24 protein-coding genes, 1 tRNA gene, 3 pseudogenes and 1 riboswitch are annotated in these 26,551 nt (G+C 60.1%); of the genes and pseudogenes, 14 read left to right on the forward strand and 14 right to left on the reverse strand.

Annotation, left to right across the window (positions count from 1 at the left end; translation table 11 throughout):
• The first annotated feature begins 14 nt into the window (after positions 1–14).
• The 3 genes from ACPDZI_RS06055 to aqpZ all read left to right on the forward strand — a co-directional run bounded on the left by ACPDZI_RS06055 (position 15) and on the right by aqpZ (position 2,730).
• The gene (locus tag ACPDZI_RS06055; protein ID WP_438834195.1) at positions 15–923 is read left to right on the forward strand and encodes a Gfo/Idh/MocA family protein; all 909 of its coding nucleotides are present in this window, start codon (positions 15–17) and stop codon (positions 921–923) included.
• 273 nt (positions 924–1,196) lie between these two features.
• A complete protein-coding gene (gene ruvC, locus ACPDZI_RS06060; RefSeq protein ID WP_017766544.1) occupies positions 1,197–1,718 on the forward strand; it encodes a crossover junction endodeoxyribonuclease RuvC in 522 nt (173 codons plus the stop codon).
• A gap of 325 nt (positions 1,719–2,043) precedes the next feature.
• Positions 2,044–2,730, forward strand: coding sequence for an aquaporin Z (gene aqpZ, locus ACPDZI_RS06065; RefSeq protein ID WP_017766545.1), 687 nt, complete (start codon positions 2,044–2,046; stop codon positions 2,728–2,730).
• Positions 2,731–2,854: 124 nt separating this feature from the next.
• Here the strand turns inward: aqpZ and ACPDZI_RS06070 are convergent, their stop codons facing one another.
• The 3 genes from ACPDZI_RS06070 to ACPDZI_RS06080 form a co-directional block, all read right to left on the reverse strand.
• The gene (locus tag ACPDZI_RS06070) at positions 2,855–3,604 is read right to left on the reverse strand and encodes a lytic transglycosylase domain-containing protein (protein ID WP_065476411.1); all 750 of its coding nucleotides are present in this window, start codon (positions 3,602–3,604) and stop codon (positions 2,855–2,857) included.
• A gap of 172 nt (positions 3,605–3,776) precedes the next feature.
• The gene (locus ACPDZI_RS06075) at positions 3,777–5,174 is read right to left on the reverse strand and encodes an alpha-amylase family protein (RefSeq protein ID WP_438834196.1); all 1,398 of its coding nucleotides are present in this window, start codon (positions 5,172–5,174) and stop codon (positions 3,777–3,779) included.
• Positions 5,175–5,368: 194 nt separating this feature from the next.
• Positions 5,369–6,532, reverse strand: a complete 1,164-nt coding sequence (locus tag ACPDZI_RS06080) for a M23 family metallopeptidase (protein ID WP_438834197.1) — start codon at positions 6,530–6,532, stop codon at positions 5,369–5,371.
• 428 nt (positions 6,533–6,960) lie between these two features.
• On the opposite strand from ACPDZI_RS06080, the gene ACPDZI_RS06085 reads away from it, so the two are divergent.
• Positions 6,961–7,440, forward strand: coding sequence for a GNAT family N-acetyltransferase (locus ACPDZI_RS06085; protein ID WP_017408522.1), 480 nt, complete (start codon positions 6,961–6,963; stop codon positions 7,438–7,440).
• Between the two features lie 4 nt (positions 7,441–7,444).
• On the opposite strand, the gene ACPDZI_RS06090 is transcribed toward ACPDZI_RS06085, so the two are convergent.
• The gene (locus tag ACPDZI_RS06090; RefSeq protein WP_026080151.1) at positions 7,445–7,987 is read right to left on the reverse strand and encodes a DUF1439 domain-containing protein; all 543 of its coding nucleotides are present in this window, start codon (positions 7,985–7,987) and stop codon (positions 7,445–7,447) included.
• Between the two features lie 97 nt (positions 7,988–8,084).
• On the opposite strand from ACPDZI_RS06090, the gene cls reads away from it, so the two are divergent.
• Both cls and ACPDZI_RS06100 read left to right on the forward strand, forming a co-directional pair.
• The gene (gene cls, locus ACPDZI_RS06095) at positions 8,085–9,566 is read left to right on the forward strand and encodes a cardiolipin synthase (protein WP_011705220.1); all 1,482 of its coding nucleotides are present in this window, start codon (positions 8,085–8,087) and stop codon (positions 9,564–9,566) included.
• Between the two features lie 95 nt (positions 9,567–9,661).
• On the forward strand, positions 9,662–10,924 hold the full coding sequence (locus ACPDZI_RS06100; protein ID WP_049048324.1) for a DUF945 family protein: 1,263 nt from the start codon (positions 9,662–9,664) through the stop codon (positions 10,922–10,924).
• Between the two features lie 69 nt (positions 10,925–10,993).
• On the opposite strand, the gene purU is transcribed toward ACPDZI_RS06100, so the two are convergent.
• Positions 10,994–11,830 (reverse strand): formyltetrahydrofolate deformylase, encoded by an 837-nt coding sequence (gene purU / locus ACPDZI_RS06105; protein WP_438834198.1) that lies wholly within the window; start codon positions 11,828–11,830, stop codon positions 10,994–10,996.
• Between the two features lie 197 nt (positions 11,831–12,027).
• Positions 12,028–12,185: riboswitch (FMN riboswitch) on the forward strand.
• A gap of 102 nt (positions 12,186–12,287) precedes the next feature.
• Between purU and ribB the strand changes: the two genes are divergently transcribed.
• Entirely contained in the window at positions 12,288–12,941 is a 654-nt protein-coding gene (ribB, locus tag ACPDZI_RS06110) for a 3,4-dihydroxy-2-butanone-4-phosphate synthase (protein ID WP_011705223.1), read from the forward strand.
• A gap of 224 nt (positions 12,942–13,165) precedes the next feature.
• Positions 13,166–13,408 (forward strand): Lpp/OprI family alanine-zipper lipoprotein, encoded by a 243-nt coding sequence (locus tag ACPDZI_RS06115; protein ID WP_010634682.1) that lies wholly within the window; start codon positions 13,166–13,168, stop codon positions 13,406–13,408.
• A 142-nt stretch (positions 13,409–13,550) separates the two neighbouring features.
• Here ACPDZI_RS06115 and ACPDZI_RS06120 read toward each other — a convergent pair.
• A pseudogene (locus ACPDZI_RS06120) lies at positions 13,551–14,316 on the reverse strand (tetratricopeptide repeat protein).
• Positions 14,313–15,035, reverse strand: a complete 723-nt coding sequence (locus ACPDZI_RS06125; RefSeq protein ID WP_438834199.1) for a 4'-phosphopantetheinyl transferase family protein — start codon at positions 15,033–15,035, stop codon at positions 14,313–14,315. Before ACPDZI_RS06125 ends, ACPDZI_RS06120 begins: the two are co-directional and overlap by 4 nt.
• A gap of 275 nt (positions 15,036–15,310) precedes the next feature.
• On the opposite strand from ACPDZI_RS06125, the gene ACPDZI_RS06130 reads away from it, so the two are divergent.
• From ACPDZI_RS06130 to ACPDZI_RS06145, 4 genes and pseudogenes are all read left to right on the forward strand, one after another.
• Positions 15,311–15,799, forward strand: a complete 489-nt coding sequence (locus ACPDZI_RS06130) for a C40 family peptidase (protein WP_005298673.1) — start codon at positions 15,311–15,313, stop codon at positions 15,797–15,799.
• 148 nt (positions 15,800–15,947) lie between these two features.
• A pseudogene (gene rlmF, locus ACPDZI_RS06135) lies at positions 15,948–16,903 on the forward strand (23S rRNA (adenine(1618)-N(6))-methyltransferase RlmF).
• A gap of 122 nt (positions 16,904–17,025) precedes the next feature.
• Positions 17,026–17,988: an IS1595 family transposase gene (locus ACPDZI_RS06140; RefSeq protein WP_331412788.1), complete on the forward strand. Its 963-nt coding sequence runs from the start codon at positions 17,026–17,028 to the stop codon at positions 17,986–17,988.
• A gap of 223 nt (positions 17,989–18,211) precedes the next feature.
• Positions 18,212–18,931: a MaoC family dehydratase gene (locus ACPDZI_RS06145; protein ID WP_076361190.1), complete on the forward strand. Its 720-nt coding sequence runs from the start codon at positions 18,212–18,214 to the stop codon at positions 18,929–18,931.
• Positions 18,932–19,080: 149 nt separating this feature from the next.
• Here ACPDZI_RS06145 and ACPDZI_RS06150 read toward each other — a convergent pair.
• Positions 19,081–20,080, reverse strand: a pseudogene (locus ACPDZI_RS06150) (DUF481 domain-containing protein).
• Positions 20,081–20,107: 27 nt separating this feature from the next.
• Positions 20,108–21,025, reverse strand: a complete 918-nt coding sequence (locus tag ACPDZI_RS06155; protein ID WP_263675837.1) for a L,D-transpeptidase family protein — start codon at positions 21,023–21,025, stop codon at positions 20,108–20,110.
• A gap of 419 nt (positions 21,026–21,444) precedes the next feature.
• Here ACPDZI_RS06155 and ACPDZI_RS06160 point away from each other — a divergent pair.
• Positions 21,445–21,534, forward strand: a tRNA-Ser gene (locus ACPDZI_RS06160).
• A gap of 158 nt (positions 21,535–21,692) precedes the next feature.
• Here ACPDZI_RS06160 and ACPDZI_RS06165 read toward each other — a convergent pair.
• From ACPDZI_RS06165 to ACPDZI_RS06185, 5 genes are all read right to left on the reverse strand, one after another.
• Positions 21,693–21,863 (reverse strand): alcohol dehydrogenase catalytic domain-containing protein, encoded by a 171-nt coding sequence (locus tag ACPDZI_RS06165; protein WP_438834200.1) that lies wholly within the window; start codon positions 21,861–21,863, stop codon positions 21,693–21,695.
• Between the two features lie 15 nt (positions 21,864–21,878).
• Positions 21,879–22,043 (reverse strand): hypothetical protein, encoded by a 165-nt coding sequence (locus ACPDZI_RS06170; RefSeq protein ID WP_438834201.1) that lies wholly within the window; start codon positions 22,041–22,043, stop codon positions 21,879–21,881.
• 129 nt (positions 22,044–22,172) lie between these two features.
• Positions 22,173–23,285, reverse strand: coding sequence for an MFS transporter (locus tag ACPDZI_RS06175; protein ID WP_276843285.1), 1,113 nt, complete (start codon positions 23,283–23,285; stop codon positions 22,173–22,175).
• A gap of 108 nt (positions 23,286–23,393) precedes the next feature.
• Positions 23,394–23,843: a cyclophilin-like fold protein gene (locus ACPDZI_RS06180; RefSeq protein ID WP_228520171.1), complete on the reverse strand. Its 450-nt coding sequence runs from the start codon at positions 23,841–23,843 to the stop codon at positions 23,394–23,396.
• Positions 23,844–23,925: 82 nt separating this feature from the next.
• On the reverse strand, positions 23,926–25,131 hold the full coding sequence (locus ACPDZI_RS06185) for an alpha/beta hydrolase (protein WP_438834202.1): 1,206 nt from the start codon (positions 25,129–25,131) through the stop codon (positions 23,926–23,928).
• Between the two features lie 131 nt (positions 25,132–25,262).
• On the opposite strand from ACPDZI_RS06185, the gene ACPDZI_RS06190 reads away from it, so the two are divergent.
• Positions 25,263–26,156 (forward strand): LysR family transcriptional regulator, encoded by an 894-nt coding sequence (locus ACPDZI_RS06190; protein WP_228520173.1) that lies wholly within the window; start codon positions 25,263–25,265, stop codon positions 26,154–26,156.
• Positions 26,157–26,551: the final 395 nt, after the last annotated feature.

A 26,551-nucleotide genomic window follows, 5' to 3' on the forward strand; every position in this document is an offset into this window, starting at 1 on the left:
CACAAGGAGTCCCCATGCGCATTGCCCTCGTAGGTCTTGGTGATATCGCCCAGAAAGCCTATCTGCCGCTGCTTGCCAGTGACGAGCGAGTCACCCCGCTGCTCTGTACCCGCAATCCAGCGGTATTGGACAAGCTGGCTCGCCAGTACCGGATCGCCGAGTGCTTCACCGGGCTGGGCGACTTGCTGGCAAGCCGCCCGGATGCGGTGATGATCCATGCCGCCACCGCGGTGCACCTTGAGCTGGCCGCCCAGTGCTTGCGCGCCGGCATCCCCACCTTTGTCGACAAGCCGCTGTGCGACACTCTTGCCGGGGTAGAGGAGCTTGCCAATCTGGCGCTGGCACAGAACCGTCCGCTGTTTGTCGGCTTCAACCGCCGCTATCTGCCCGCCATGAGCGCGGCCCGCGGCCAGCTGCTTACCGAGCTCAACTGGCAAAAGCACCGCCACGCCCTGGCGGGGGCGCCACGCTCGTTTCTGTTCGACGACTTTATCCATGTGCTCGACAGCCTCTGCTTCTATGGCGGCGCGCCGGATGGGGATCTGCATGCGGTGCTGCGGCGCTGTGCCCGTCAGCCGGCGCTGCTGGCCGGGGTGAGCGTCGCCTGGCAGAGCGGCCAGACGGCGGTGAGCGGCAGCATGAACCGCAGCGCCGGCCTTACCGAGGAGCGTATCGATGCCTATGGCGACAACCTCTCCCTGCATATCGAGAACTGCACCCGGGGCACCCTGGCCCGCGATAAAACCGTGCAGACCCTGGCCCCCGACGACTGGCAGTCGGTGCTTACCCAACGGGGCTTTGCCGCCATGCTGGCCCACTGGTATCAGCAGATTGAGGCGGGGCGGGCCGACGGTGCGCTGATTGAGAGTTACCTGCACGGCCACCGGCTGGCAGAGCGACTGGTGGCTCTGGCGGGGGAGTGAGGGTGAGCACCGCGCCGGTTTGTTCGGGCCATGGGCGGGGCGGCGGGCGAAAAAATCGCCTGACCACTGTATGAGATGGCGCATCCCTGCGCAGTTGATTGGCGGGGGCGCTGCCGCGCAAGCCAAGCGGGCGCTTGTTTGCTATCTTGGCGGCCATGAACTGCCAGCAGAGCGACAGAGTGTGATGAACCAGCTATTGAAACGGGGTGGCCGGCTGGCCACCCTTGCCAAACGGGAGCGGATCCCCGCCATGATGGCCAGGGTGGCCCGTCCATGAGCATCATTTTGGGGATAGACCCGGGTTCGCGCATCACAGGTTACGGGGTCATTCGCATCGTGGCGGGCAAGGCGGAGTACCTGGGCTCTGGTTGCATCCGCACCGATTTGGGCGAGCTGCCGTCGCGCCTCAAGCAGGTCTATGACGGGGTGAGCGAGATCATCACCCAGTTCAAGCCGGACGAGTTTGCCATCGAGCGGGTCTTTATGGCGCGCAATGCCGATTCGGCTTTGAAGCTGGGTCAGGCTCGCGGCAGCGCCATCGTGGCGGCGGTCAATGCCCTGCTGCCGGTGAGCGAATACTCGGCCACCCAGATCAAGCAGGCGGTGGTGGGCACCGGCGGCGCCGCCAAGGAGCAGGTGCAGCACATGGTGACCCACCTGCTCAAGCTCTCGGCCACCCCTCAGGCGGATGCGGCGGATGCCCTCGGGGTGGCGCTCTGCCACTTCCATACCCGTCAGATCCTGATCAAGATGGCCGGGCGCAGCACGGGAGCGGTGCGTGGTCGTTACCGCTGAGCCGACATTGCCGGTGTGATACCGGCAATCTCAGGCAAGCGGCCATGTGCCGGCCGGTTGCCCCTCTGGTTGCGGCGGCTGTCGGCAAAAGCCTCAACAGAGTCACAAGCTGTCGCACATCCTTTCCGCCTCATGTTGCTGCTCATTCGGGCGCTAACGATAATCTTCTCAGTTAATCAACGGCTTGTGATGCAAGTCACGTTTTTAGGCCTTCATCGCTTCCCTTCGCTTGCCCGATCGGGACTCCCATAATGTGCGCCGGCCGCGTGGTGCGGCCCGGTGAGCCGCAGGCTCCCGCTTCATCCATCATTGGGAGAGTTGAGAAGTGAAACCTTTTGCAGCTGAATTCATGGGCACCTTCTGGCTGGTGCTGGGGGGCTGCGGCAGCGCCGTGCTGGCCGCCGCCTTTCCGAACGTCGGCATCGGCCTGCTCGGCGTGGCGCTGGCGTTCGGTCTGACCGTGCTGACCATGGCTTACGCCATCGGCCATATCTCTGGCTGTCACCTGAACCCGGCCGTGACCATTGGTCTCTGGGCCGGCGGTCGCTTTCCGGCCTCCGGCGTGCTGCCCTACATGGTCGCTCAGGTATTGGGCGGGATTGCGGCAGCGGCGGTGCTCTATGTGATTGCCAGCGGTCAGGCCGGTTTCGATCTGGCGGCGGGCTTTGCCTCCAACGGCTATGGCGAGCACTCCCCGGGCGGCTACAGCATGCTGGCGGCGCTGGTGTGTGAAGTGGTGATGACAGCTTTCTTCCTGTTCGTCATCATGGGCGCCACCGACAGCCGGGCCCCGGCCGGCTTTGCCCCCATCGCCATCGGCCTGTGCCTGACCCTCATTCACCTCATCAGCATTCCGGTGACCAACACCTCGGTCAACCCGGCGCGCAGCACGGGCGTGGCCTTCTTCGTAGGGGACTGGGCACTGGGCCAGCTGTGGCTGTTCTGGGTTGCGCCCATCGTCGGTGCCATTCTGGGTGCATTGGCCTATCGCGCGATCGCGACCAAAGCCTGATCCGTCAGGGCAACAAAGTGTGGTATCGACACGCCCCCGGGCGTGTTTTTTCGTTTCTGGCGGGCACGAAAATGGGCCGCAAGGGCCCGCAGGGTTGTTTGGTCGTCAGAAAGAGGGGAGGGGCTTACAACCCCTTGGCGCTCAGCATGTCTTTGTAGCGCTGGCGCAGCAGTTGTACCCGCTCTACGTAGGCGCGAGTTTCAGCATAAGGGGGGATGCCCCCATGTTTTTGCACTGCGCCGGCGCCGGCGTTGTAGGCCGCGGTGGCCAGTGCCACGTTGCCGCCATACTGCTTGAGCAGCCCCGCCAGGTATTTCACTCCGCCAAAGATGTTCTGCTCCGCCAGCAGGGCGTTGCCCACCCCCAGCTCCCGCGCCGTGGCCGGCATCAGCTGGGTCAGCCCCATGGCCCCCTTGCGGGACACTGCCAGCGGGTTGAAGGCGGACTCGGCGTGGATCAGCGCCCGGATGAGGGCTGGCTCCACCTGATAGGCCTTGGCCGCCGCCTGGATGGTGCTGGCGTAGTCATAGAGAAACAGGCCGGTGGTGTGCCAGTTGACCTTGGAGTCGGGGTCGCAGGCGTAGCAGTCGTTGAACAGCAGCAGCTCGTAGTGACCCTGTTCCGGCATCATGTCGGAGTAGCGCACCACGCCATTTTTCTGCACCGATTTGTAGACCTGGATCTGGCGGGTGCCGGGCGGCAGCGGAGGGCTGGCCGGCTCGGGTGGGGGCAGCACCCCCGGGGTGTGCAGGGTGACGGGGGGCGCCGCGGGGGGCGGTGCCGGCGGCTCGGCGGTGAGGATCACCACCTCGGCCGGGGCGGGTGTCTGGCTCCAGCCGGGTGCGGAAAACAGCGGGATCAATCCCATCAACATCCATGCTTTCAACGGCTTGCTCCTTCAGCCTCGTTAGCCTTGTTGAGTAAAGCATCACGGCGCGGGCAGAACAAGCCCGCCCTGACCGACCCGTACACTCGGCCGAGAAAATAGCGGTGGCAGAGCAAATAAAGAGGCCGCCCGGTGGCGGCCTCGCGCGGCAGTGGCCGGTTTACTCCTGCAGCCAGAGGCGGGCGCTGCGGGCGGGAATGGCGACCCGGACCCACTGGCTCTGCACGTTGATCACGGCGTTTTGGTCGAGCACGTCCCGGTAGTTGCGATACCAGTTCATCTCGAATTTGGCGGTATCGAGCCAGTACTCCTGCTCGTAGTCGCACTTGTTGATGCCGACCAGCCCCTGCTTGCCGCGCTTGAACAGCACGAAGCAGTCGCCGCTGCCGACCAGCTGCATGGGCTGGCCCTGCACCGCGTTGTGGAAGCGGATCATCCCCTTGAGGTCGCTGCGCAGGTAATAGTCCTGCCAGCGCAGCCCGTCCTTGGCCTGGGTCTCGCCGTGATCCGAATAGACCAGCGGCGAGCCACCGTCGCGACCGAGCAGGTAGGCATAGGCCAGCTTCTCGTCGGTCGGGTTCAGGATCTGGTAGCGAAAGCCGTCGTTGGTGGGGATGTCGTGGGTGATGGCGAAGGTGACCGCCCGGCTGCCCGGTAGCGCTTGGCCATAGGCCCCCGGATCCGCCAGCTGGTTCATGCTGCCACCATAGCCGAGGGCCCCGCGCAGGGAGGCAAACAGCGGGAAGTCATAGGCGCCCTGACCGCTGCTGTCGAGATAGGGCTTGAGGAAGCGCTCGTAATCGTTGCTGCCGGCGCCGCCGGTGGTGATCACCTCGCCGAACACGTGCATCCCCTGCTTTATCTCGGGGGTGAACACGGCGTTGATCTGGTAATCGCTCATGTGCTTGACCGCATCGACCCGAAAGCCCTTGATCCCCATCCCCTTGAGCGCCTTGAGGTAGGCCTGCTGCTGGCTCACCACCCAGTTGTTGGGGTCAAGATCCGGCAGCCCCTTGTCACCGGCGCCACCGCACAGCCGCCAGTACTGCACGTTGCCCGGATCGTTCCAGTCGCTGATGCACCCTTCCGGGTGGAAGTCCTGACTGGCGAGCAAGTTCTGGCCCAGATCGCCAAACAGCTTCTGCCGCTCGAAGTAGCCGGGGTTGGCGGCATAGCTTTGCAGCAGCTCGCTGCCGGGGTAGTTGAGATCGCTGCGTTTCCAGCTCTCGTTGGCCATGTGGTTGAGCACCACGTCCGCATAGACGGCGATGCCCCGCGCCTGCATGGCGGCGATCAGCTGTTCGAGATCCTGCTTGTTGCCAAGGGGGGTGTCGATGAGGCGCAGATCCTGCGGTTGGTAGCGTGCCCACCACTCGTTGCCCGATGACTTGAGGGGCGGCGAGATGAGCACCTGTTTGTAGCCGGCGGCCTTGATGAGATTGGCCTTGGCGGTGACTTCACTGTATTTCCAGTTGAAGGCGTGCAGTATGACGTCGGCATGTGCCAAAGGAGCGATCAGCATGCCTGCGATCGCCCAGATTCCCGCTGTGTGTTTCATTATTGTCAGTCCTTGTTTTGGGTGCCCAGATGGGCACCCAGAGCCTCACACCGGCCTGTCTTGCCAGCAATCGCCGTGCGGCGATTTTGTGAGCACTTTCAAAGCGGACTGTGCGGATCTGTGACGGCTTGCAAAAAACCGCGCAGGCCGCGTCATTACTGACTTTTCAATCACTTCACCGGGCTTTTTTCGGCTCAGTCAATCCCGTTGTTGTAGAGTGGCTGCCAGGCGCAGTAGCGCTGGCCATTGCGCTGGTTGTAGAGCCAGAAGCGGTTGCAGTTGTCGTCGTAGTTGCTGGCGCCGACGTTGACGGCATAGCTGCTCAGCCGCTGCCCCTGCAGAGACTGGAACACCCCGTTGTAGAGCAGGGAGAAGTGCAGGTGCGGGCCGGTGGAGGAGCCGCCCTCGCACAGCGCCTCGTTGCGGTTGCTGGCATAGGTGCCGATGGGGGTGTCGGCGGCCACGTAATCGCCGCTGCGCACCGAGATCCCGCTCATGTGGTAGTAGTTGGTGGCCCAGCCGTTGGGGGCGGTGATGCGCACCTGGCAGCGGGAGAAGACGGTGACGGTGCCGCTGTTGGCGGCGGTGACCGTGTAGGTGGCACCGCCCCAGCCCGGCCAGTCGTAGGAGACATCGATGGAGGAGTAGGGATAGCCGGAGCCGGTATGGGAGTGGGCGCCATTGGCCTTCCAGCTGTAGCCCTGGCGCCAGGGCAGCTGGAACTGGCCGCCGGCCAGCGGTGCGGCGGGGGCGGCCGCGCCGCCTCTGGGGGAGGTCATGGCGTCCTGACCGAACAGGGTCTGCCACTGCTCACCGAGCTGGTGCTGCATTGATGTGCTCAGCAGACTGGCAATGGCGGCCTGGTGCGCGGCCTGTGGTGCCAGGGTGGGGGCGCTGCGCTGCATGATTTTTTGCTGGGCGCGGGCCTGATAGAAGCGCTCGGAAAGCTGGCGCGCCATCAGCTCCAGCTGATTGTCAAAGCCTTTGGCTTTGACCAGCTTGGCGAACGGTGCCGCCATGGCCTGCTCGGAGGGGGCCGAGATGAGCTGGCTGCTCGCCTCCATCAGGGCCAGCAGCAGCTGGGGGTTGAGGCTGGTGATGCCGCTCCAGTGCAGGATCACCTCCTCCTTGGGCAACAGGTGGGGCGCCTGTTGCAGCAAAAAGTCGTGCAGATCGAAGGCCATGGCCGCCTCGCCGAACACGAAGTGGGCCTCATCCAGGGGGAGGACAGGGGTCTGACTGGCGGCAAGCTGCTGCGCCGTGAAGTGATAAGGGGCAAGCGGGGCATGGATGTCGCCGGCCCAGCCGGCGGCGGGAAACAGGGCCAGCATCAGCAGGGAGGGGATCGGTCTGGACATGATAACTCCTTGGCAAAGTGGTGAGGTGTCGGTGTGGGGATGGACCCACGCGGGCAACAACAGCGCAAGGCTATGCCAAGGCTTCACCATAGGGGCAAATGCCAAGTTTGCTATTCGAATGGGGCTTTTCATGCCGAGGGATAGCGGTATTTCTTTGTTAACAAATGTTTACGAAAAGGGTTTGTAGAGCCAAATCAGTGAGTTGCGGGCCATGAAATGGCGGACTGCCGTAAAGGGCGGGGAAGAGGCGCAAACAGTGTCTGCCACTGGCTTGCCGTGATAGGATCGCCACTGGCCAGACCGGCTGACGGCATGTTAAAAAATATGCAACTCGGTGTGGTTATTGGCTTTTTTGTTATTAAAGGCCGTGATATCGTCAATCTGGTCGGATCTCTGCGACCGACTTCAATGTAAGAGGACCGGGCCGAATGGCCATGGATGGAACGGGTGTGATAGGCAAGCGGGCGATGGAACTCACGTTCGAAGAGTACTGTGATGCAGACCTTTCCCTGATCAGGGATTACTACGAAACCACTTTCTCCCACTATGTGCCGGATCTGGCCGAGCGGATCTTCGTGGTACGCGACGCCCACTGGCTGGTGGGGGCCGTGCGTCTGCGCGACGAACAGGATTACTACCACCTGTGCGGTTTTCGTCTGCTGCCCCACTACCAGTCGCTGGGACTGGGCTCGCGCCTGTTGCAGCACGCCTGCAGCGATCTGCAGGACAAACCTGTGGTGTGTCAGGCCTTGCCGTTTGAAAAGCCGTTCTACCTCAAGGCCGGCTTTGCCGACCTGCCCCTGCATGAACTGGAGGGGCCGCTCTTCTCGCTTTATGACCAGCAGCGCGAACAGGGTTACCAGATCGAGCTGCTGGTGCGCCAGGCCAAGGCCCCGGTCTACAACTGACGACTCACTGGGGCTTGGTCAACAGATGGATCTTGCCCGGTGACAGCTCCAGCCCCAACAGATTCTCCTTCAGCCAGGCCTGGTTCGGATCCTTGTCGTTGAGCCGATAGACCGGCTGAGTCTCCAGCCGCTTCTCCATGCTCTGCAGCAGCATGCCGAGCATGAAGCCGAACTTCTGCTGCGCCGCCTCCGGCTCCAGCTTGTATTCAATCAATTTCATGTTGTCGAGGAACAGCGCGCTCTGCGCCTTGTCGTAACGCGGTCTCGCCTCATAGGTCATGTTCAGCCGCGCGTCGTACTCGGTCTGATCCGGCAGGGCGATCTTGAGCTTGCCCTTGCCATAGACCCGGGCGGTGTCCGGGCTCTGGCGCCCGATCTGGACATCGCTCTGTTCGAGCTGCACATGAGCCTTGATGATGCCGGGCAGTTCCAGCTGTTTGTTCACTTGCACCTGGGATTGCAGGTACTGGTTTATCTGTTGCTCATTGATGTCATATGAGCCTTGACCTAGCATGGCCAGACTGAGCAGCATAGATTGCAGGATCATACTAACGACCTGATAGAATGGGTGTGTTTTACAGCATACCATCCCGGCTTCGCGGGATCTGCCCACCGCATTTCACTCGTCTGTAAAAGGAGTTCTCGTGATCAACGGTCTGGAGCACGACATCCAACTGCTGTTTTCCCAGTTCCTCGGCTGGTTGCTGCTGCTGTTTCACACCGTGATCGTGGCGGGGGTCTCATTTCGGGTGGTGATGAAGCGGCGCCCCATCGGGGTCTCGCTGGCCTGGCTCGCCCTCATCTATGCCATTCCGTTTGCCGGGGTCGGCTTCTACGTGCTGTTCGGCGAGATCCGCCTCGGCCGGCGCCGCGCCGAGCGGGCGCAGGCCATGTACCGCCCTTACGCCATCTGGATCCGCCAGCTGGCCCGACTCTTCCCCCAACACTGCTGCGAGGTGGGGGAGAAGGCCCAGCCGCTGCACGATCTGATCCAGGGCCGATTGGCTATGCCCATGCTCTCCGGCAACCGGATGACGCTGCTGAGCAAGCCGGAAGCCATCCTGCGCGAGATCGTGCGCGACATCCGCCAATCCTCCCAGTCCTGCTACCTGGAGTTCTACATCTGGCACCCGGGCGGCGACACCGACGAGGTGTGCGAAGCGCTGATGGAAGTGGCGGCGCGCGGCGTGGATTGTCGCTTGCTGCTCGATTCCATGGGCAGCAAGACCTTCTTCCGCTCGTCCTGGCCGAAAAAGCTGCGCAAGGCCGGGGTCAAGCTGGTGGAGGTACTGCCGGTCGGGGCCTGGCGCATCCCGTTCCAGCGCCAGGACCTGCGCATGCACCGCAAGCTGGTGGTGATCGACGACCGGGTTGGTTACACCGGCTCCATGAACATGGTGGATCCCCGCTTCTTCAAGCAGAACGCCGGGGTCGGCCAGTGGGTCGACATCATGATCCGGGTGCAGGGGCCCATGGTGCCGCTGATGTGGTCCATCTTCGTATGGGACTGGGAGATGGAGACCGGCGAGCGGCTGCTCGACAGCCTGCAGCACGAGCCGGAGGCCTGGCCCCAGAGCAACTACCGGGCCCAGCTCATTCCATCCGGCCCCTTCGTCGGCGGCGACTGCATCCAGCAGAGCCTGCTGCTGGCCATCTACCAGGCCCGCCACCATCTGGTGCTGACCACGCCTTACTTCGTGCCGGACGATCCGCTGGCTGCGGCGCTCTCCTCGGCGGCGGCCCGCGGCGTGCAGGTGCAGCTGGTGCTGCCGGCGCGCAACGACTCTCTGATGGCCAATTACGCCTGCAACGCCTTCATGGAGGAGCTGCTGGAGGCGGGGGTGGAGGTCTATCGCTACGACGCCGGCCTGCTGCACACCAAGAGCGTGCTGGTGGATGACGACTTCGCCCTGGTGGGCACGGTCAACCTGGACCGGCGCAGCCTCTGGCTCAACTTCGAGGTGACCCTGCTCATCGACAACCCGGTGTTCGTCGCCGAAATGACCCAGCTGGTGCAGGGCTACATGATAGAGGCGACCCCCATGTCGCTGGCCAAGTGGCGGGCACGCCCCTGGTACAAGAAGGTGATGGAGAACATGTTCTACCTGTTCAGCCCCTTGTTGTGACATCACTTAATTGCGGCAGGCGCCGAATTGCGCTTGCCTAGCCCCAAGCTGGCCCCGTAGAGTGCGGCAATCACTCCCTGGAGAAACAGAAGAAGATGAAGAAGCGAGTAGCGCTGGCCGTCACGGCGGCCTTGGTGGTGGGTGGGCTGGGTGCCTGCTGGTACACGGGCAACACGTTCGATCGCATCATGGCCGAGCAGATCGCCAAGGTGAAGCAGGAGAGCGGCGTCGAACTGAGCTGGCAGCCGAGCTCGAGCAACCTGTTCGCCCGCGATGGCGTGCTGAAGGTGGTGGTCACCCCGCAGACCCTGGCCAGCCTGGATGGTCAGCTGGAGGGGAGCGAGCCGGTCGAGGCGCAGTTCATCGTCACCAGCCGCATCCTGCCGCTCTACATCAAGAGCCACATGCTGCTCGACACCAAGCAGGGTTCGCTGGCGCCGGTGTTCAACGCCTTCAAGATGGAGCAGTGGCAGTTCGGCATCGAGTCGGTCAGCAGTCTGTGGACCGCCAGCAACAGCAGCCGCTTCTGGGCCAACGAGTTCAAGATCAAGCAGGGGCTCGACGAGTTCAACTTCCTGCCGATGAAGGGCGACTATCACGGCGATCTGGAAGGCAATGGTCACGTCACCTTCCACTGGCAGGGCATGACGGTGCACGAAGAGCAGAACAAGATGGACATGGTGCTGGCCGAGCTCAAGGGCAGTGCCGACATGGCCGAAATCAGCGGGATCTGGCTCTCTCCCCGCAGCGACATGACTCTCTCCGCGCTGTCGGTACAGCTGCCTGACAGCGTCAAGGTCTCCCTGAAGGGGCTGACCACCGAAACCCAGCTGGCGGGGGATGATGCCCAGACCCTCTCCAGCAGCTACCAGATGAAGGTGGACACCCTCAATCTGGAGAACGAGACCGACAACCTGGCGTTGACCCAGAGCAAGCTGGCCCTCAATCTAAAGGGGCTCGATCTGGAAGGGTATCAGGCGCTGCAGGCCTCCAGCGGCCAGGGCGTGGAAGAGGAGGCGATCCAGCAGGCGCTGGACAAGATGCTCAAGCGTGGCGCCACGCTGGAGCTGGTGGACTTGAGCTCCCACCTCAATGGCGAGCCGGTGGCCATGAAGGGCGATATCAAGCTGGCGGCCACCTCGCTCGAGCAGCTGTTCAACAGCGAAGAGGGGATGCACGCCCTCTCCGGCCTGCTGCACGCCAACCTGAGCGGCAAGCTGGGCAAGGCGGTGCCGCAGCTGGCGCCCATGCTGGATCAGTTCGCCGCCATGGGTTACCTCAAGGCGGACAAGGAGCTGCTGACGGCCGAGCTCAAGCTCGACAAGGGCGCCATGACCGTCAACGGTCTGCCGCTCTGATTGACGTTGCTTTAGTGCACATACAATAAAGGCTCCCGTGGGAGCCTTTGTTGTTTTCAGTGGCCGGGATTACTTGAATACCACCGTCTTGTTGCCGTAGACGAACACCCGCTCGTTCAGCACCAGCTCCAGTGCCCGGCTCAGCACCGATTTCTCCACGTCGCGGCCAGCCTTGGCCATGTCGTCGGCGCTGAAGGTGTGATCGACGTGGATCACGTCCTGCTCGACGATGGGGCCCTCATCCAGATCGTCGGTGACGAAGTGGGCGGTGGCGCCGATCAGCTTGACCCCGCGATCGAAGGCCTGACGATAGGGGCGGGCACCGATGAAGGCGGGCAGGAAGGAGTGGTGGATGTTGATGATCTTGCGCGGATAGGCCTCGACGAAACTCGGGGTCAGCACCCGCATGTACTTGGCCAGCACCACGTAGTCGGGCCGGTAGCCGTCGATGATGGCGCGCACCTGCTCTTCATGCTCGGTGCGGCTCAGATCCTCGTGGCTGACGGTGTGGAACGGAATGTCGAACTTGCCGGTCAACTCGGCGAGGGTGTCGTAGTTGCCGATCACCGCGACTATGTCCATGTCCAGCGCACCGGCGTAGTTCTTCATCAGGATGTCGCCGAGGCAGTGGGTCTCCTTGGTCACCAGGATGACGATGCGCTTCTTGCCGGCCTTGACCAGGCGGCGCTGGGCACCGGCGGGCAGGGCATCATCGAGGTCGGCCAGCAGGGTCTCGTCGTTGAAGCGTCCCTCCAGCTCGGTGCGCATGAAGAAGCGGCCGTTTTCGTGATCCACGAACTCGTCGTTCTTGTTGATGTTGAGCTGGTGCTTGTAGCAGATGTTGGTGATCTTGGCGATGAGGCCCTTGGCGTCCGGACAGTCCGTCAGCAGTATTTTCTTTTCCATCTCTGTCATGATTCCGTTTGTGTTGTTGGCGCCTGAGTCTGCGCAGGCAGCGCGTTTTTTCAGGCACTATGCCACAAACAAAATCAGAAAAGACAGTGCGCCGTGCGCCCTGATGCAATGCGGCCACAAGCGGTCCGCTATTCATCTTTGATGGGTTTTGGGCTGGTATCCGGCGTTTTTTTCTTTACGCTGTCTGCGCTTATTCTCAGGGCGGGGTGAAATTCCCCACCGGCGGTATCCCGATGTGATTCGGGGAGCCCGCGAGCGCCCGACCCGGTATTGCACCGGGACGGGGTCAGCAGATCCGGTGAGATGCCGGAGCCGACGGTCATAGTCCGGATGAAAGAGGATAAGACAGATATTGCAGGCAAGCCCCATGGGCCGGCCGCTGCATACCTATCTCTGTCTGCCTTTCCATGCCCTGATTCTGGTCCTTGTCTTGTTTAGGAGTCTTACCATGAATCAGTCTCTTCTCAGTGAATTTGGTGATCCCATTGCCCGTGTCGAAGCGGCGCTGGCGGCTCTGCGTGCCGGCCGCGGCGTGCTGGTGGCCGACGATGAAGATCGGGAGAACGAAGGGGATCTCATCTTCGCCGCCGAATCCATGACCAACGAACAGATGGCGATGATGATCCGCGAGTGTTCCGGCATCGTCTGCCTCTGCCTGACCGATGAGCGGGTACGCCAGCTCGAACTGCCGATGATGGTGGAGGCCAACTCCAGCCATTATCAGACCGCCTTCACCGTGACCATCGAAGCGGCGCAGGGGGTGACCACCGGCGTGTCGGCGGCCGATCGCATCACCACCATCCGGGCCGCCATCGCCGACGGTGCCAGACCGTCCGACCTGCACCGCCCGGGCCACGTCTTTCCGCTGCGGGCCCGCACCGGCGGGGTGTTGACCCGTCGCGGCCACACCGAAGCCACGGTGGATCTGATGCAGCTGGCAGGACTCAAACCGTTCGGTGTGTTGTGCGAACTGACCAAGGAAGATGGCTCCATGGCACGGCTGCCGGATCTGGTGGCATTCGGTCGCCAGCATCAGATGCCGGTGCTGACCATTGAGGATCTGGTGCAATATCGTCAATTGCTGTCAGAACGTTCAGCCTGAGCCTCATACGAAATTGTAATAAGCCCAAAATTTGGTTACGCTTTGTGCGAACCTCATCCAGAGACCCTCATTTTTGGCTTAACTTTGCACAAAAAGTGTACGTTTAAAAAAAAATGAGGGTTTTAATGCATTTATCTGTGATGGGGCCTATCCAAACTATGATTTTTTTGTGCCATAATCACGCCGCTTGCTAAACGTCTGGCGAGTTAAAGGGAGCTTTTAAAATGAAAAAAATGTTGTTGGTAGGTGTTGTTGGTCTGTCCGCTCTGCTGGGCGGTTGTGCAAACACCAGCGAACTGGAAACTTCCGTTCAGAATCTGTCTAACAAAGTTGACCAACTGGCTCAAGATGTTAGCGCTGTTCGTGCTGATCAATCCAAGATCGCTGCTGATGTTGCAGAAGCCAAGCAAGAAGCTATGCGTGCTAACCAGCGCATCGACAACATGGCTACTTCCTACAAGAAGTAATCCATGCGAAAAAAATGGCGCAGTTATGCGCCATTTTTTTTTGCCTGTAATTCGTCAAATCCTCGCATTTTCCTCTCTGATACCCGCCTGACAAGGCAATGCCGAACACTCGGCATCACCCCGTTTTTCATTCCCGCATCGATCAGTAGAGCAGGCTGTAGAGCTTGCGACGGTAGCTCTGTGCCGCCGGGTTGCTGCCCATGGTGGTCAGGATGTCGAGATAGGTCTTCTTGGCATCACCGAAAGCGAGATCCCGCTTGAGGATGGTAAACAGCAGCGTCAGCGCCTCTTCCTGCCGGCCGGCCTGGCTGTATTGCACCGCCAGCTCCTGGGCCAGGGCAAAGTTGTCCGGCTCCTGCTGGTGACGGACTTCCAGCGCCCGCAGTTCCGGGCTGTCGGCGGCCTGCTGGGCCAGTGCCAGCCGGGATGTCAGGGTCTGGTAGTGATCGTCCTGGGCGATCATCGGGATCTTGCCGAGGCGCTCCTGCGCTTCGTCCAGCAGATTGAGATCGAGCGCCGCCTGAATGAGCCACAGGCTGATGTCCCTGTTCGAACAGCAACTCCTCCTCCTTGGGGGCGAAGGCGGCAAAGTAGTGGCGCAGGGTGGCTTCGTCCTGCGGGCCTTCCAGAATGGCCTGCTCGTCAGGGCGGCCCTGATGGAACAGCACCAGCGCCGGCAGGGCGCGCAGGCCGAGCTGGCCTGCCAGCGGCTGCAGCTGCGGATCGTTCATGTCCACTTTGGCCAGGGTCACCTGGGGATTGGCCGGGCCGACCAGCGCTTCCACCAGCGGGGTCATGGCCTGACACTCCGGCATCTGGGGGGCGTGGAAATAGATGACGATCGGCTTTTTCATGGAAGCATCGATCAGGGCGCTTTGGAAATTCTGGGGATGGATGTCGACGATCATGAGGCTGACTCTTGGAAAATGGTGTGAGTTAACATGGGGTTGATAGGCACAGAATTCAAGCTGCCGTCGAGCAGCCAGCCGTTGACGGCGAGGGTCGGTGCGGCCAGGCTGAGCCAGCCCCGGCCGATGGGCCAATCCTGTACTTGGTAATCCTGTTCATCGAGTTGGTTGTCGAGCCGCCACGCTTCCTCTGGCACGAAGCGTACCTTGTCGAGGCCGGCGGCGATGCCGGCGCCTTGGGCCTTCAATACCGCCTCCTTGCGCGACCAGAGCCGATAGAAAGCCGACTCTTGCTCCGCCTCGGGCAGGGCGAGCAGCCACTCATATTCACTATGCGCATAAAAACGGCGGGCCAGGGACAGAGTTTGGCGGCGCCGTTGACCCATCTCTATGTCCACTCCGAGCGGGCCGGCGGCACAGAGGGCAATCGCCAGCCAGTCACCGCTGTGACTGAGGTTGAACTGCAAGCGCCCGTCGCTCAGTGCCGGCTTGCCATGCGGGTTGCTGCAAAACTGCAGCGCCTCGGGGCGGCACTGCAGGCGATCGGCCAGCAGCCGTCGCAGCAAGCCACGGCTGAGCAGGTACTCCTGGCGGCGTGCCAGCTGACCGATGGACTGCCATATCAGCCGTTCTTCGGGGGAGAGCAGGGTTTGCAGCAGGCTCAGCTGGTCGGCGTCCGTGTTTGCCGGTTTTAACAAATAGAGATCCACAGAGATCATAATTTTTCACTTAAAAAGCATGCTGAAACAGCGATAAAAGTCAGTTTGATCCGGCCTGGGTGGCCCCTTTCGAGATTGTATATTGTTTGGCCACGATCACATTAATCAGGAAAAATAATGCATTTCCTTGCAAAAATGTGAGGTCGATAGGGATTTTCGCTTGCCTCGATAGAATTCTTGGATATAGTCGGGTGCTGTTGCCTTATAAATTGCCCGTTCGGGCCGTATTTTAACAAGTTTTACTATTTTGCGGGGATAAAGGATTGCGCCACCTGATGCTACTGCTGGTCGCGCTCGGAATGGTGGGTTGTGCCTCGGCACCCCAGCCCGAGGTCGCGAGCAAGATCGAAGTTTCCATGATGGAACCCGTAATTGAACCGGAAGCTTCGCAAACCCCAGATGTAAACGAAATCCTGACAGTATACAAAGAGTGGCGCGGTGTTCCTTACCGCATGGGCGGCAGCAGCCAGCGCGGCATCGATTGTTCCGCCTTCGCCCGTGAAGTGTTCCGCAACGCCGTCGGCATCGAACTTCCCCGTGATACCCGCTCCCAAGTCCATGAAGGCACCCGCGTTTCCAAGCAGGATCTGGTCGAAGGTGACTTGGTCTTCTTCAAGATCAATCGCCGTCTCAATCATGTCGGCATCTATGTAGGCAATGGTGAATTCATTCACGCCTCCACCCGCGCCGGGGTGACGCGCTCCAAGCTAGACAGCTCCTACTGGCGCAGCAAATTCTGGCAGGCACGCCGGATCGACATCTGAGTCAGGCTGGACAAACGGCTCGCAGTACGGACTGTTTTTCCAACCTCACTTGAACCGGGCTCGACAGCCCGGTTTTTTATGGCCGTCATTTAGACTTTCCGGGGCCAAGTCACTATAGTGTGGGCCCGTTTTCCTCGGCAGGCCCAGCATGAAGACCCATTCCGACCGCAAATCCGGATTGCATCCACGCAATCGCCATCAGGCTCCCTATGATTTCGATGCGCTCTGCCAGCGTACCCCCGAGCTGCAATCCTTCGTGTTCGTCAACGAGCACGGCACCCAGACCCTGGACTTTGCCGATCCGGCCGCCGTCAAGGCGCTGAACAAGGCGTTGCTGGCGCTGCACTATGGCATTGCGCACTGGGATCTGCCGGCCGGCTATCTCTGCCCGCCCATCCCGGGGCGGGTGGACTATCTGCATCGGGTGGCCGATCTGCTGGCCGAGAGTGCCGGCAAGGTGCCGACCGGCAAGAGTGTGCGGGTGCTGGATATCGGGGTCGGTGCGAACTGCATCTATCCGCTGCTGGGGGCCCGTGAATATGGCTGGCGCTTCGTCGGCTCCGACATCGATCCGGTGTCGGTCAAGGCCGCTACTCTGCTGGCCAAGAGCAACGGGCTGGGCAGCCAGATCGAATGCCGTCTGCAGTGCAAGGCCGGCGACATCTTTCAGGGGATTGTGGCGCCGCGCGAGCGTTTTGCGCTGACCCTCTGCAATCCTCCCTTTCATGCTTCACTGGCAGAGGCGAGCAAGGGAACAGAGCGCAAGCTGCGCAACCTGGGCAAGGTGGTGACGGCCAAGCCGGTGCTCAATTTCGGCGGTCAGAAGGCCGAGCTCTGGTGCGAAGGGGGGAGGCCGCCTTTCTGGCGAGCATGATCACTCAGAGCAAGGCATTCGCCAGCCAGTGCCTCTGGTTCAGCTCGCTGGTGTCAAAAAAAGAGAACCTGCCGGCGGCCAAGCAGGGGTTAAGCCGGATCGGGGCCCGTCAGGTGCGGGTGCTCGAGATGGCCCAGGGCAACAAGATCAGCCGGGTCCTGGCCTGGTCTTTCCTGGACGAGGCGGCCAGCAGGCAGTGGTGGTCGCCAATGGCGCACGATAACGCCTGAACCGGCTGAAGCGGGACGACGACAAGGGGCATGCCGATGGTATGCCCCTTTTTTTGGCTCTGTCCCAGTTATGTGTTGAAAGGCTAATCTTGAAGTAGGTCATCACCTTGAGGGCCTCCACCATGGATACCCAAGCCTTTCAACACCTACTGTCCCTCTTCCCATTACTCACTTTGCGTCAGCGTCGTCTCGCGCAACATGAACTCACCACCCCTCACCCCATCACCTCGTTGGCCACTCAACTGCCCGCATGCCAATGCTGCCCTCACTGTCAGGCCGAGGCCACACAGTTGGCTCCCTGGGGCTGGTCTCGCGGGCTGCGCCGTTATCGCTGCAAGCAGTGTTTGCGCACCAGTTCCGTTCTCACCAACACGCCTCTCGCCCGACTTCGCAAGCCACAATGCTGGGAAGACTATGCTCAGGCCCTCATCGAAGGTCTGACCGTCCGGCAGGCGGCGCTCCGCTGTGGGGTCGGTAAAAACACCGCCTTTTTATGGCGCCACCGCTTCCTGAAGGCCATGGCTAGCCACCAGGCGGTACGGGAAGAGGGTATCGTCGAGGTCGATGAGACCTTCTTCTTAGCGTCGTTCAAAGGACAGCGCGGATTGCCCCGCCCGGCCCGCCATCGTGGAGGCAAAGGCTGTACCCGAGGCACAGGGCCGGATTACATCCCGGTGATGGTGGTGCAAGACAGAGCAGGTCACCTGGCTGACTTCCAGTTGGAGCAGCTGAATGCCAGGGCAGTTAAGGCGGTGCTTGAGCCGCTTATCGCCCCGGATGCCGTCCTGTGCAGCGATGGCGCTGGGGTGTATGCCAGTTTCAGCAAGTCGCAGGGCATGACCCACCAAGTGGTGCACAACCGTGCGGGAGAGCGAGTGGTAGGTGCATATCACATCCAACATGTGAACGGGTACCACAGGCGATTGAAGGAGTGGATGGAACGGTTCCATGGGGTCGCGACCCACTATCTGAGGAATTATCTGGGTTGGCGAAGGATGTTGGAGCGCTATGGGCGGGAAGTGAATATCTCATGTTGCTTGCATGAGGCGCTGGGGCGCCCCATGCAACACGTAATTGGGACATAGCCTTTTTTTGGGGAGCGTCAGTGGCTAGTCTGGGTCGATACCCGGCACCCATGACAATCGTTTTTCCCCTTGTGGCATCAGGGTTGGCGCCTGCATGTTAGTGATCACTTTCATCCTCGGTACAGTTGTACGCTGAGATTTTTTTGCACTTGCAGTTGAAACTTTCATAAAATAGGACTGGTTAGACCTCTTTACAGGCTTTGAATCGAATAGGGATCGGTACATGAAAGTTGTCGATTTTCTGAAGCGTAAGCGCGAAATACTGGCGCAGCACCCCTTTGAGCTCAAGGATTGGCTCTCTCCGGCGATCCGCGACTACTGGCGTGAGTTTCAGCAAAAGGCACACCTCCACCCTCTGCTGGGCCGGGTGCTGGATTTGCAGAGCGACAGCCAGTCCACGCAGCAACAGCAAGGCGCGGCGCAAGCCGTCAACGGCCAGCCCGCGTCGCTGGATACCCCTGCCGTCGAACTCAGCGGCGAGGCAGCCGCTCTGTTTGCCACCCTGCAGGAGCGCATCGGCGAAGAGACCCATGTCGGTGAGTGGTTGCTGGTCAGCCAGCAGATGATCAACGAGTTTGCCGCCGTGACCGGCGACAATCAGTGGATCCACACCGATCCGGAGCGTGCAGCGGCCGAGTCACCGTTCAAGACCACCATTGCCCATGGCTTCCTGACCCTGGCGTTGTTGCCGCGGTTGACGGGCAGCATCAACGAGGCCGCTCCCGAGTTTCCGACCGCCCGCATGGTTGTGAACTTCGGCTTGGATCAGGTGCGTTTCCCGTATCCCATCAAGGTGGACAGCAACATCCGTGCCCGCACCAAGCTGGCTCGGGTTACCCCGATCAAGGGTGGGCTGGAACTGCTCAAGGAGATCAAGGTCGAGATCGAGGGTATCCGTCGCCCAGGCTGCGTCATTGAATCGGTCACCCGGATCTACTTCTGACGGGGTGACGGTGTCACTCGCGGGCATGAATCGTATTGAAAAAAACAGGCTCACCTCGGTGAGCCTGTTTTGTTTATGGCGCTTGCTGTACTTGCCTATGTCGCCTCTATGTTGCCGCCACTCGCGGCATCCATGAGTTGTCCCGAGTACTAGAAGCTGGCTCCCAGGCTTATCAGATGACGCCACTCTTTGCCTGATAAGGGTGCCTGAACACCTTGATAATCCAATCTGGAGTCTTCCCAATCGAGCTCGCTCGACCAGGAGAGGCGCAGGTGATCGTTGAAGTAGTAGCGCATCCCCAGGCTGCCTTTTACGGCCTGCTCCCGGGTGATGTAGGGCGAGGGCTGGTCCAGATAGCGCTTGTAGGTGCCCTTGCTGAACAGCTCCAGTTGCTCCGACCAGAGCGCGATGGGTTGGCGGTAGTCCCAACCAAGGCCCATCAGGGGATAGTTGATGATCCTGTCGTTGAACAGATCGATGATAAAAATGGTGTTGATGTCATCCGGCCGGAAATAGGAACGCTCCAATCCCGCCTGGCTGATCAGCTCCAGCCGTCGCCGCTTGTCGTTCCAGAACCGGTAACCAGGCCCGGTCACATAGCCCACATCCATGTATTCGGGGCTTAGCATCTGGTATTCAAAGTCGACGGCGGAGCGCAGAAACCAGCGCTGATCGAAAAAGAAGTCCAGCATGGGCTTTAGCCGGTACTCATGGCTGTTGGTGACGTTGTTGGCAGTCTCGTAGATATACTCCCCATCCAGCGTATAGCGCCAGTCTCAGGTTGGCCACCTCGGTGGAGGCCTTCAGGTTGACGTTGTTGGTCTGCTTGTCGCTGTGCTTGAGCTTGACGTTCAGATCGCTGCTGCCGCTCCACAGCCAGGCTTTCTGGTCATCCGGCGTCAGGGCCAGCAGGGTAATGCCGGTCTTGACGGTCGGTTTGGGTTTGTCCTGCTTCTCGATGCGCCAGCGCTTTACCGCCTCGCGCTTGACGGTGACGGGCCCGCTGTAAGGGAGCGCGATGCGCACCTGCTGGTCACCTATCTCCTCTATGGTGCCGGTCAGCCGGTCACCGTTGTCCATCCAGAGGATGTCGGCTGATGCCGCCTGGCTCAGCAGCAGGGCCAGCAGACAAAAAATGCGGTAGCTCATGAAGATCCTCGTGAACATGGTTGGCCATCAGCCGCTGACGGGACGGGGGATACCGTTCTTGCTGTTTAGCACGCTGGCGGCCTTGTCACCATCGACTTCCGGTTTGGCGATGAAGGCCTCCACCTCAGGGGAGAGGATCAGCGGGGCGCCCTGCTCCAGCTCCAGTTCGGTGCGAGATAGCGGGGAGTGCACTTCCAGCCAGTGGTGGCCATCAGGCTCGATGGCGGTTTTGACCGGCTGGTTGATGACCCGCACCTGAGTGCCAATGGGAACAATCTTGAACAGGGCCTCGATATCGTCGGGGCGCAGCCGAATGCAGCCGGCGCTGACTCGCAGACCGACGCCAAAATCCTTGTTGGTGCCGTGGATGAGGTAGTCCTGCTTGCCATAACCGAGGCGCATGGCGAACTTGCCGAGGGGATTGTCGGGACCGGGTGGCACTACCGCCGGCAGGGTGATCCCTTTTTGCTCCAGCCAGGACTTGCGCACCATGGGGCCGGGCACCCAGGTCGGATTGGGGTTCTTGGCGATGACCGTGGTGGTCATCTCCGGCGTCTCCCGCCCTATGTCACCGATCCCGATGGGCAGCACCATCACCTCGTTTTTGCCTTTCGGGAAATAGTAGAGGCGCAGTTCCGGCAGATTGATGACGATGCCTTCGCGAGGCACGTCCGGCAGCAGCATCTGGGTCGGCAGGGTCAGCCGGGTGCCCGGCTTGGGCAAATAGGGATCGACCCCAGGATTGGCTTCGAGCAGCGCCAAAAAACCAATCTGGGTGTGCTTGCCGATGAGCTCAAGATGTTCATCTGGCTGGACTATGTAGTCCTCCAGTTCGCCGATCAGGCGGCTGCCAGCCGGGGGCAGCGGATAGGTGGTGGCGAGGACGGGAGCCGTCAGCAGGCTGGCGGCCAGCGCCAGCAATGAGAGGGTTCGTGCTATGAACATGTACTTCCTGTCTGATTGAGATGAGGGGGCCGCGAGGCGACCGCCTTGGGTAAAAGGGGGAAATTGTCAGTCAAACGGGTGACGATTGCCAGCTTGGCCGACCAGGGGTACAGCCGGGTCCCGACGTGGCAATCCATCATTTTGACCGTTTCTTGCCCGTTTTTAATGCAAAGCAGCATAACCTGCAATGAACAGCGTGCTTGGCGTGCGGTGGGAGAGGGGATGAGTGGTGAGTAGCGCCGGCGACCCCCATACAGGGGGCGTCTCTCGGCGTCGGTACTGCATCGACAGCAGGCACGACCGCGGTGAGCATCTCGCCACCGGGCGTGCTCATCTGCTGGTTTTATGTGCAGTTGTTTGATCTTTAAAGAGATTCAAGTTGATTTCCAGAGGCGGCTCCGGTAACAATGATGCCCCGTGGAGAGATGCCGGAGTGGCCGAACGGGATTGACTCGAAATCAATTGTGGCAGCAATGCCACCCAGGGTTCGAATCCCTGTCTCTCCGCCAAACACCAAGCCCAACCTATTGATTAGGTTGGGCTTTTTTCATTTTTTTATTTTCTGGTATGCCATTTGGTGTTGGCTGACATACTACCCGGATGGATTACATTGGACATCGATCCAGCCAAGTGTCCACGTATTGATGATGTTGCCCTCTCTTAGCGATTATATCAACCAAGGCAACGTAGTCTTGGCACTATCCGAGATAGCTCCCGTCAGCTCCGGCCTATTTTTCAATTCGACCATGCTGCCGACCCCGACCTGATCCCCCAACTTGAATTTGCTCACCTGGCTACCGATGGCCACCACTCGACCGATGATTTCATGACCCGGCACGATGGGATAGTGGGTCTAGCCCCAGTCATTGCGAGCGGTGTGCAGATCGGAGTGGCAGACGCCGCAATGAAGAATGTCGATCTCGACATCATCGGGGCACGCTGGTCGGCGAGTGATGGGGTACAGCGCCAGTGGCGCCGTTGCCGAGGTGGCGGCATAGGCTTTGACGGACTTGATCATGGTTGTCTCCTGTGAATTGGCATCGGATGCCAGCTTTTCTTGTTTTGGCCTGCTTGTGCCTCTGGGGGCCAGGTGCAGGCTCGATTGCACTGTGCGATGGCGAATGGATTTGCTAACGGATGGGTCAACTTACTGGCCAAGCGTGACGGGTTTGAGCCGGCTGCCATTGCCGACCACTAGGGAGGCTGCGGTCAGCAACAGGGCGCTGCCCATAAAGGTGGCGCTGATAGAGAGAGAGTCCAGCAACCAGCCTCCCACGGCGGCCCCCAACGTGATGGATAGCTGAATGGCGGCGACCATCAGACCACCGCCGCTCTCTGGCGTGTCGGCGATGCCCTGGGTGATCCAGGCGGACCAGGCGACCGGAATGGCGGAGTTGAGCGTCCCCCAGAGGATCAGCATCAGGGCCACCCCCCAGAAGTGATGCGCCACCGTCAGCAGAGCCAAGGTGATGACGCCGAGCGCCAGCGGCAACCAACGCAACATCCGGTAGAGATGACGGTGCAGCAGCAAGCTCACCGCCGTGGTACCTGCAAAACCGGCCAGCCCCAGCGCCAGCAGCAGCGCCGAGAGTTGTGGCAGGTCGACCAGGGTACGCGTCTCAAGGAAGGGGCGAAAATAGGTAAAGGCACTAAAGGCGCCGGCAAAGGTCAGGGTCACTCCTATGATGGCAATGACGACATTGGGCCTTTGCATCAGGCGAAATGCGCTTTGCGGGCGCGCTTGGGAACGCATAGAAGGCAGGCAAAGTGCCATCCACAGCAGATTGATCACTACTAGTGGCACCAGCAGCCAGAACACCCCCCGCCAGCCGATCAACCCTCCAAGGTAACTCCCAATGGGGGCCGCAAAGGCGGTCGCGACCGCATTGCCGGTATACAAGATGCCCAATGCTTTGGGGACGGATTGGCTGCCGACCAAACGCATGATGGTGGCCGTTGCCAATGCCCAGAACCCGCCGATGACGATCCCGAGCAGAGCGCGTGCCACCATCAGCACGGTAAAGTTGGGGCTAAGGGCAATCACGATTAAAGAGGTCAGCATCACAACGGCTAGCCCCAAGAGCACATGACGTCGGTCCAGCCTGTGAGACAGGGGGGCGATCAGCAAACTGGTCGGGACGGCAAACAGGCCGGAGATGGCAATAGCAAGACCGGCCATGCCATTGCTGGCACCAAGATCGGTGGCGATCGGCGTCAGCAGGCTGACCGGCATAAACTCGGCGGCAATTAGCAGTGCCACACACAGGGACATGGCGGCAACCGCAGACCAGTGTTCGTTGACGACAGCGGGTGTATGTGATGATAACGATGTTGCGTTCATGGCATGACCTGAAAGTGAAATATGGGCTTATTCGATTGCTTCGATCGTGATGCTGGCGACCGAGGTTGTGGTCAGGTGGGAGAGACCCGACTCAATGCGCCCCAACTTAATCAGTCCGGTTGAATAGCCAAAGTCCCGATAGAAGATCGCCAGATTGCCCCATGGGGCGTAATAGGTTAGATCCCCCATGTTCGGGTCAATGCCCTTTGGGGCGCCCTGCGTGGTCAATTTGCGGGGCAGATAAGCAATCTTCTCTGTGTCGGCGTAATCCTCGAGGGCCAGCGTCAGGGGGAGCATGGCAAAAAAGTCCCGGGCGCTGTGACTATCGTCCAAGGTGGCCGTGATGATCTGGCCGGCTATCGTCATCTTGATGTTCATACTATCTGCTTTGTTCTGAGCCTCAGTACTTGTAGCTGTTGCTGTGCTGGTCACCCCCAGCAACAGGGCCATCACGCTGACAAACACTCCTCTGGTCATTGCTCTTCTCCCTATGTGACGTGAATGGTGGCGTCGAAGCGAGTGAGAAAACGCGGCGAAGAGGCCGCCGCATTTTCGACGCTTACTTCAGGTTTGTTTTGAAGAACTGCTCGAACTTGGCGAACGGGATCTTGCCAGCCTGGTTGTCATACAGGTCGACATGATTGGCGCCAGGCACAACGACCAGCTCTTTCTGCTTGCTGCCAATGGCCTTGAAGGCATCTTCGGCAAAGTAACGAGAGTGAGCCTGCTCACCGGTCACGATCAGAGTGGGAATGGATATTTCGCTTGCATAACTCAGCAGCGGCATATTCATGAATGACAGCGGCATGGTAGTGGTCCAGGCCCCGTTGGAGTTCACCGAACGTGCATGGAAACCACGCGGTGCACGGTAGTAATCGAAGAACTCCTTGAGTACCGGGGGCGGGTTTTCCGGCAGCACCTCTGGCAGGGTGCGGGCAGCCGCTGTGACATTTCCCTTGTCATCGACATAGAGGTCGTGATTGCTATGGGCATAGGTGCCACTTTCCGCGTCTTTCCAGCGTTGTTCATTCAGGTATGCCAGAACGGCGCGGCGATCGGCGGTGGAATATCGATCCTTGCCATCGCCTACCCCGTGCCCCATGGCCCGACTCATGTCATACATCACGCTGGTTGCCACCGCCTTGATGCGGGTGTCGCCGGCGGCGGCATTGAGGGCCATGCCACCCCAGCCGCAAACCCCCAGCAGACCGATACGGTTGCGGTCGACCTCTTTTTGCAGGCCGAGAAAATCGACGGCGGCGCTGAAATCTTCGGTGTTGATATCTGGCGAGGCCACATCACGCGGCTGGCCGCCACTCTCACCGGTGTAAGAGGGGTCAAACGCCAGCGTGACAAAACCACGCTCAGCCAGGGTCTGGGCATAGAGGCCGCTCGATTGCTCTTTTACGGCACCAAATGGACCGCTCAGGGCAATGGCCGCCAGCTTGGCGTCTCCCCGGTTTTTCGGCAGATAGAGGTCAGCCACCAGAGTGATGCCGTAACGGTTCTTGAAGGTGACCTTGCGATGATCGACCTTGTCGCTTTGGGCAAAGGTCTTATCCCATTCGGTGACCATGGAGACAGGTTCAGTGGGGTTGCTGGTTTGGGCATGACTCAATGTCGAGACTCCGGTTAATGCGGCGCCCAGCAGCAGGGCAGACGCGATTGCTGTCAGTTTTTTGGGGAGAACATTCATGGCAAAGTTCCTCGAAATCGGATTTCTGATGCGTGGTCCTGGTGGTGGGGGGCTGGTTTTGTGACCCACGACACACAGTCTAGTTAGAACCATTAGTGATGATTAGAGGCGGTTTTTTGATAACATTAATGCGTATCAGTTCTGAATAAAGGCGTCTGATGCGGACCTGACTCAGGTCGTGGCGGACAGGAACATAGGGGATGAACAAAATGACAGGCCGTGAGAATTACAACGATCTCCACGTCTTTATGCTGGTCGCTCGGGAAGGGAGCTTTACCAAGGCAGCAGCTAGGTTGGGGCTTGCCCAGTCCGGGGTCAGCCGAACGATTCGGGATCTCGAGGCCCGGCTCGGGGTGCAGCTTCTGATGCGCACCACCCGCAGCCTCTCCCTGACTCAGGCAGGTGAGCAGTTGTACCGTACGGCGCAGGGCTGTTTTCAGTCCCTCGATGCAGGTCTGGCCACGCTCGCCCACTATCGTGATACCCCTTCAGGCACGGTACGGATCAACGCCAGCCAGCACGCCATCGACAAGGTGCTGCTTCCCAAGCTGGCTATCTTCAGGCAGCGTTATCCGGATATTCGGCTGGAACTCATCAGTGAAAGCCGCTTCGTGAACATCATCGATGAGCGCTTTGATGCCGGCGTGCGGCTGGGTGACGAGGTGGATGAGGGGATGGTAGCCGTGCGCATTGCGCCCGATCTGGAGATGGTGATGGTGGCCACACCAGATCATTTTCTTCAATACGGATTTCCCCAGACGCCGGCCGATCTGGCTGGACATCCCTGTATCGCTTACCAGTTTGCCGATGGCAGCCTCTATCAATGGGAACTGTGGCAAGAGGGCAAGGCGATTAAGCATCGACCACAGGGGCAGTGGGTCTTCTCTGACAGTTACATGGAGGCGGCTGCCGCCAAAATGGGGCTGGGACTGGCCTATGTGCCAGAAGAATTGGTGAGCGATGAACTTGAGCGCGGTACCTTAATCCAGGTATTGAAACCCTATGCTCACCGACTGGCCGGACAGTACCTCTACTATCCCCACCGCAATGTTTCACCCGCATTAAGAGTGGTTATTGATGCATTAAAATTATGAAAAAATTCATTCGTGGTGGTCTAACCATTCCGGGCACAGTTTTAGGTGGTACAGTCGTAATCATTACTAGGTTGTCAAACCTACGAGGACAAAACCATGAGCTACCAAATTCTCTCTGCTACTGTGACCGCCAGACCCAATATCGAATGGGCACACTGCGAGATGAAGGCCTGGGGGCTCTTTGTAACCTGGTGCATGCCTATGCCTGGCTCTCACTGGTTGCCACTGAAGGAATGCTGGAGGCTGTTATGAACTCGAGGCAACGATGACAAAGCCAGAAGTCAAAAAAGCACCGAAACTCTCTGAGCACTTGTTTGGCAAGATGTCATCAAAGGTTAAGAAAAACTCAAAAAAACATAGAAGGAAGCGGCCTTGGTGGACCACTTCCTTCTTAT

The sequence above is a fragment of the Aeromonas oralensis genome (genome assembly GCF_049665575.1).
In the GTDB taxonomy this organism is placed as follows: domain Bacteria; phylum Pseudomonadota; class Gammaproteobacteria; order Enterobacterales; family Aeromonadaceae; genus Aeromonas; species Aeromonas hydrophila.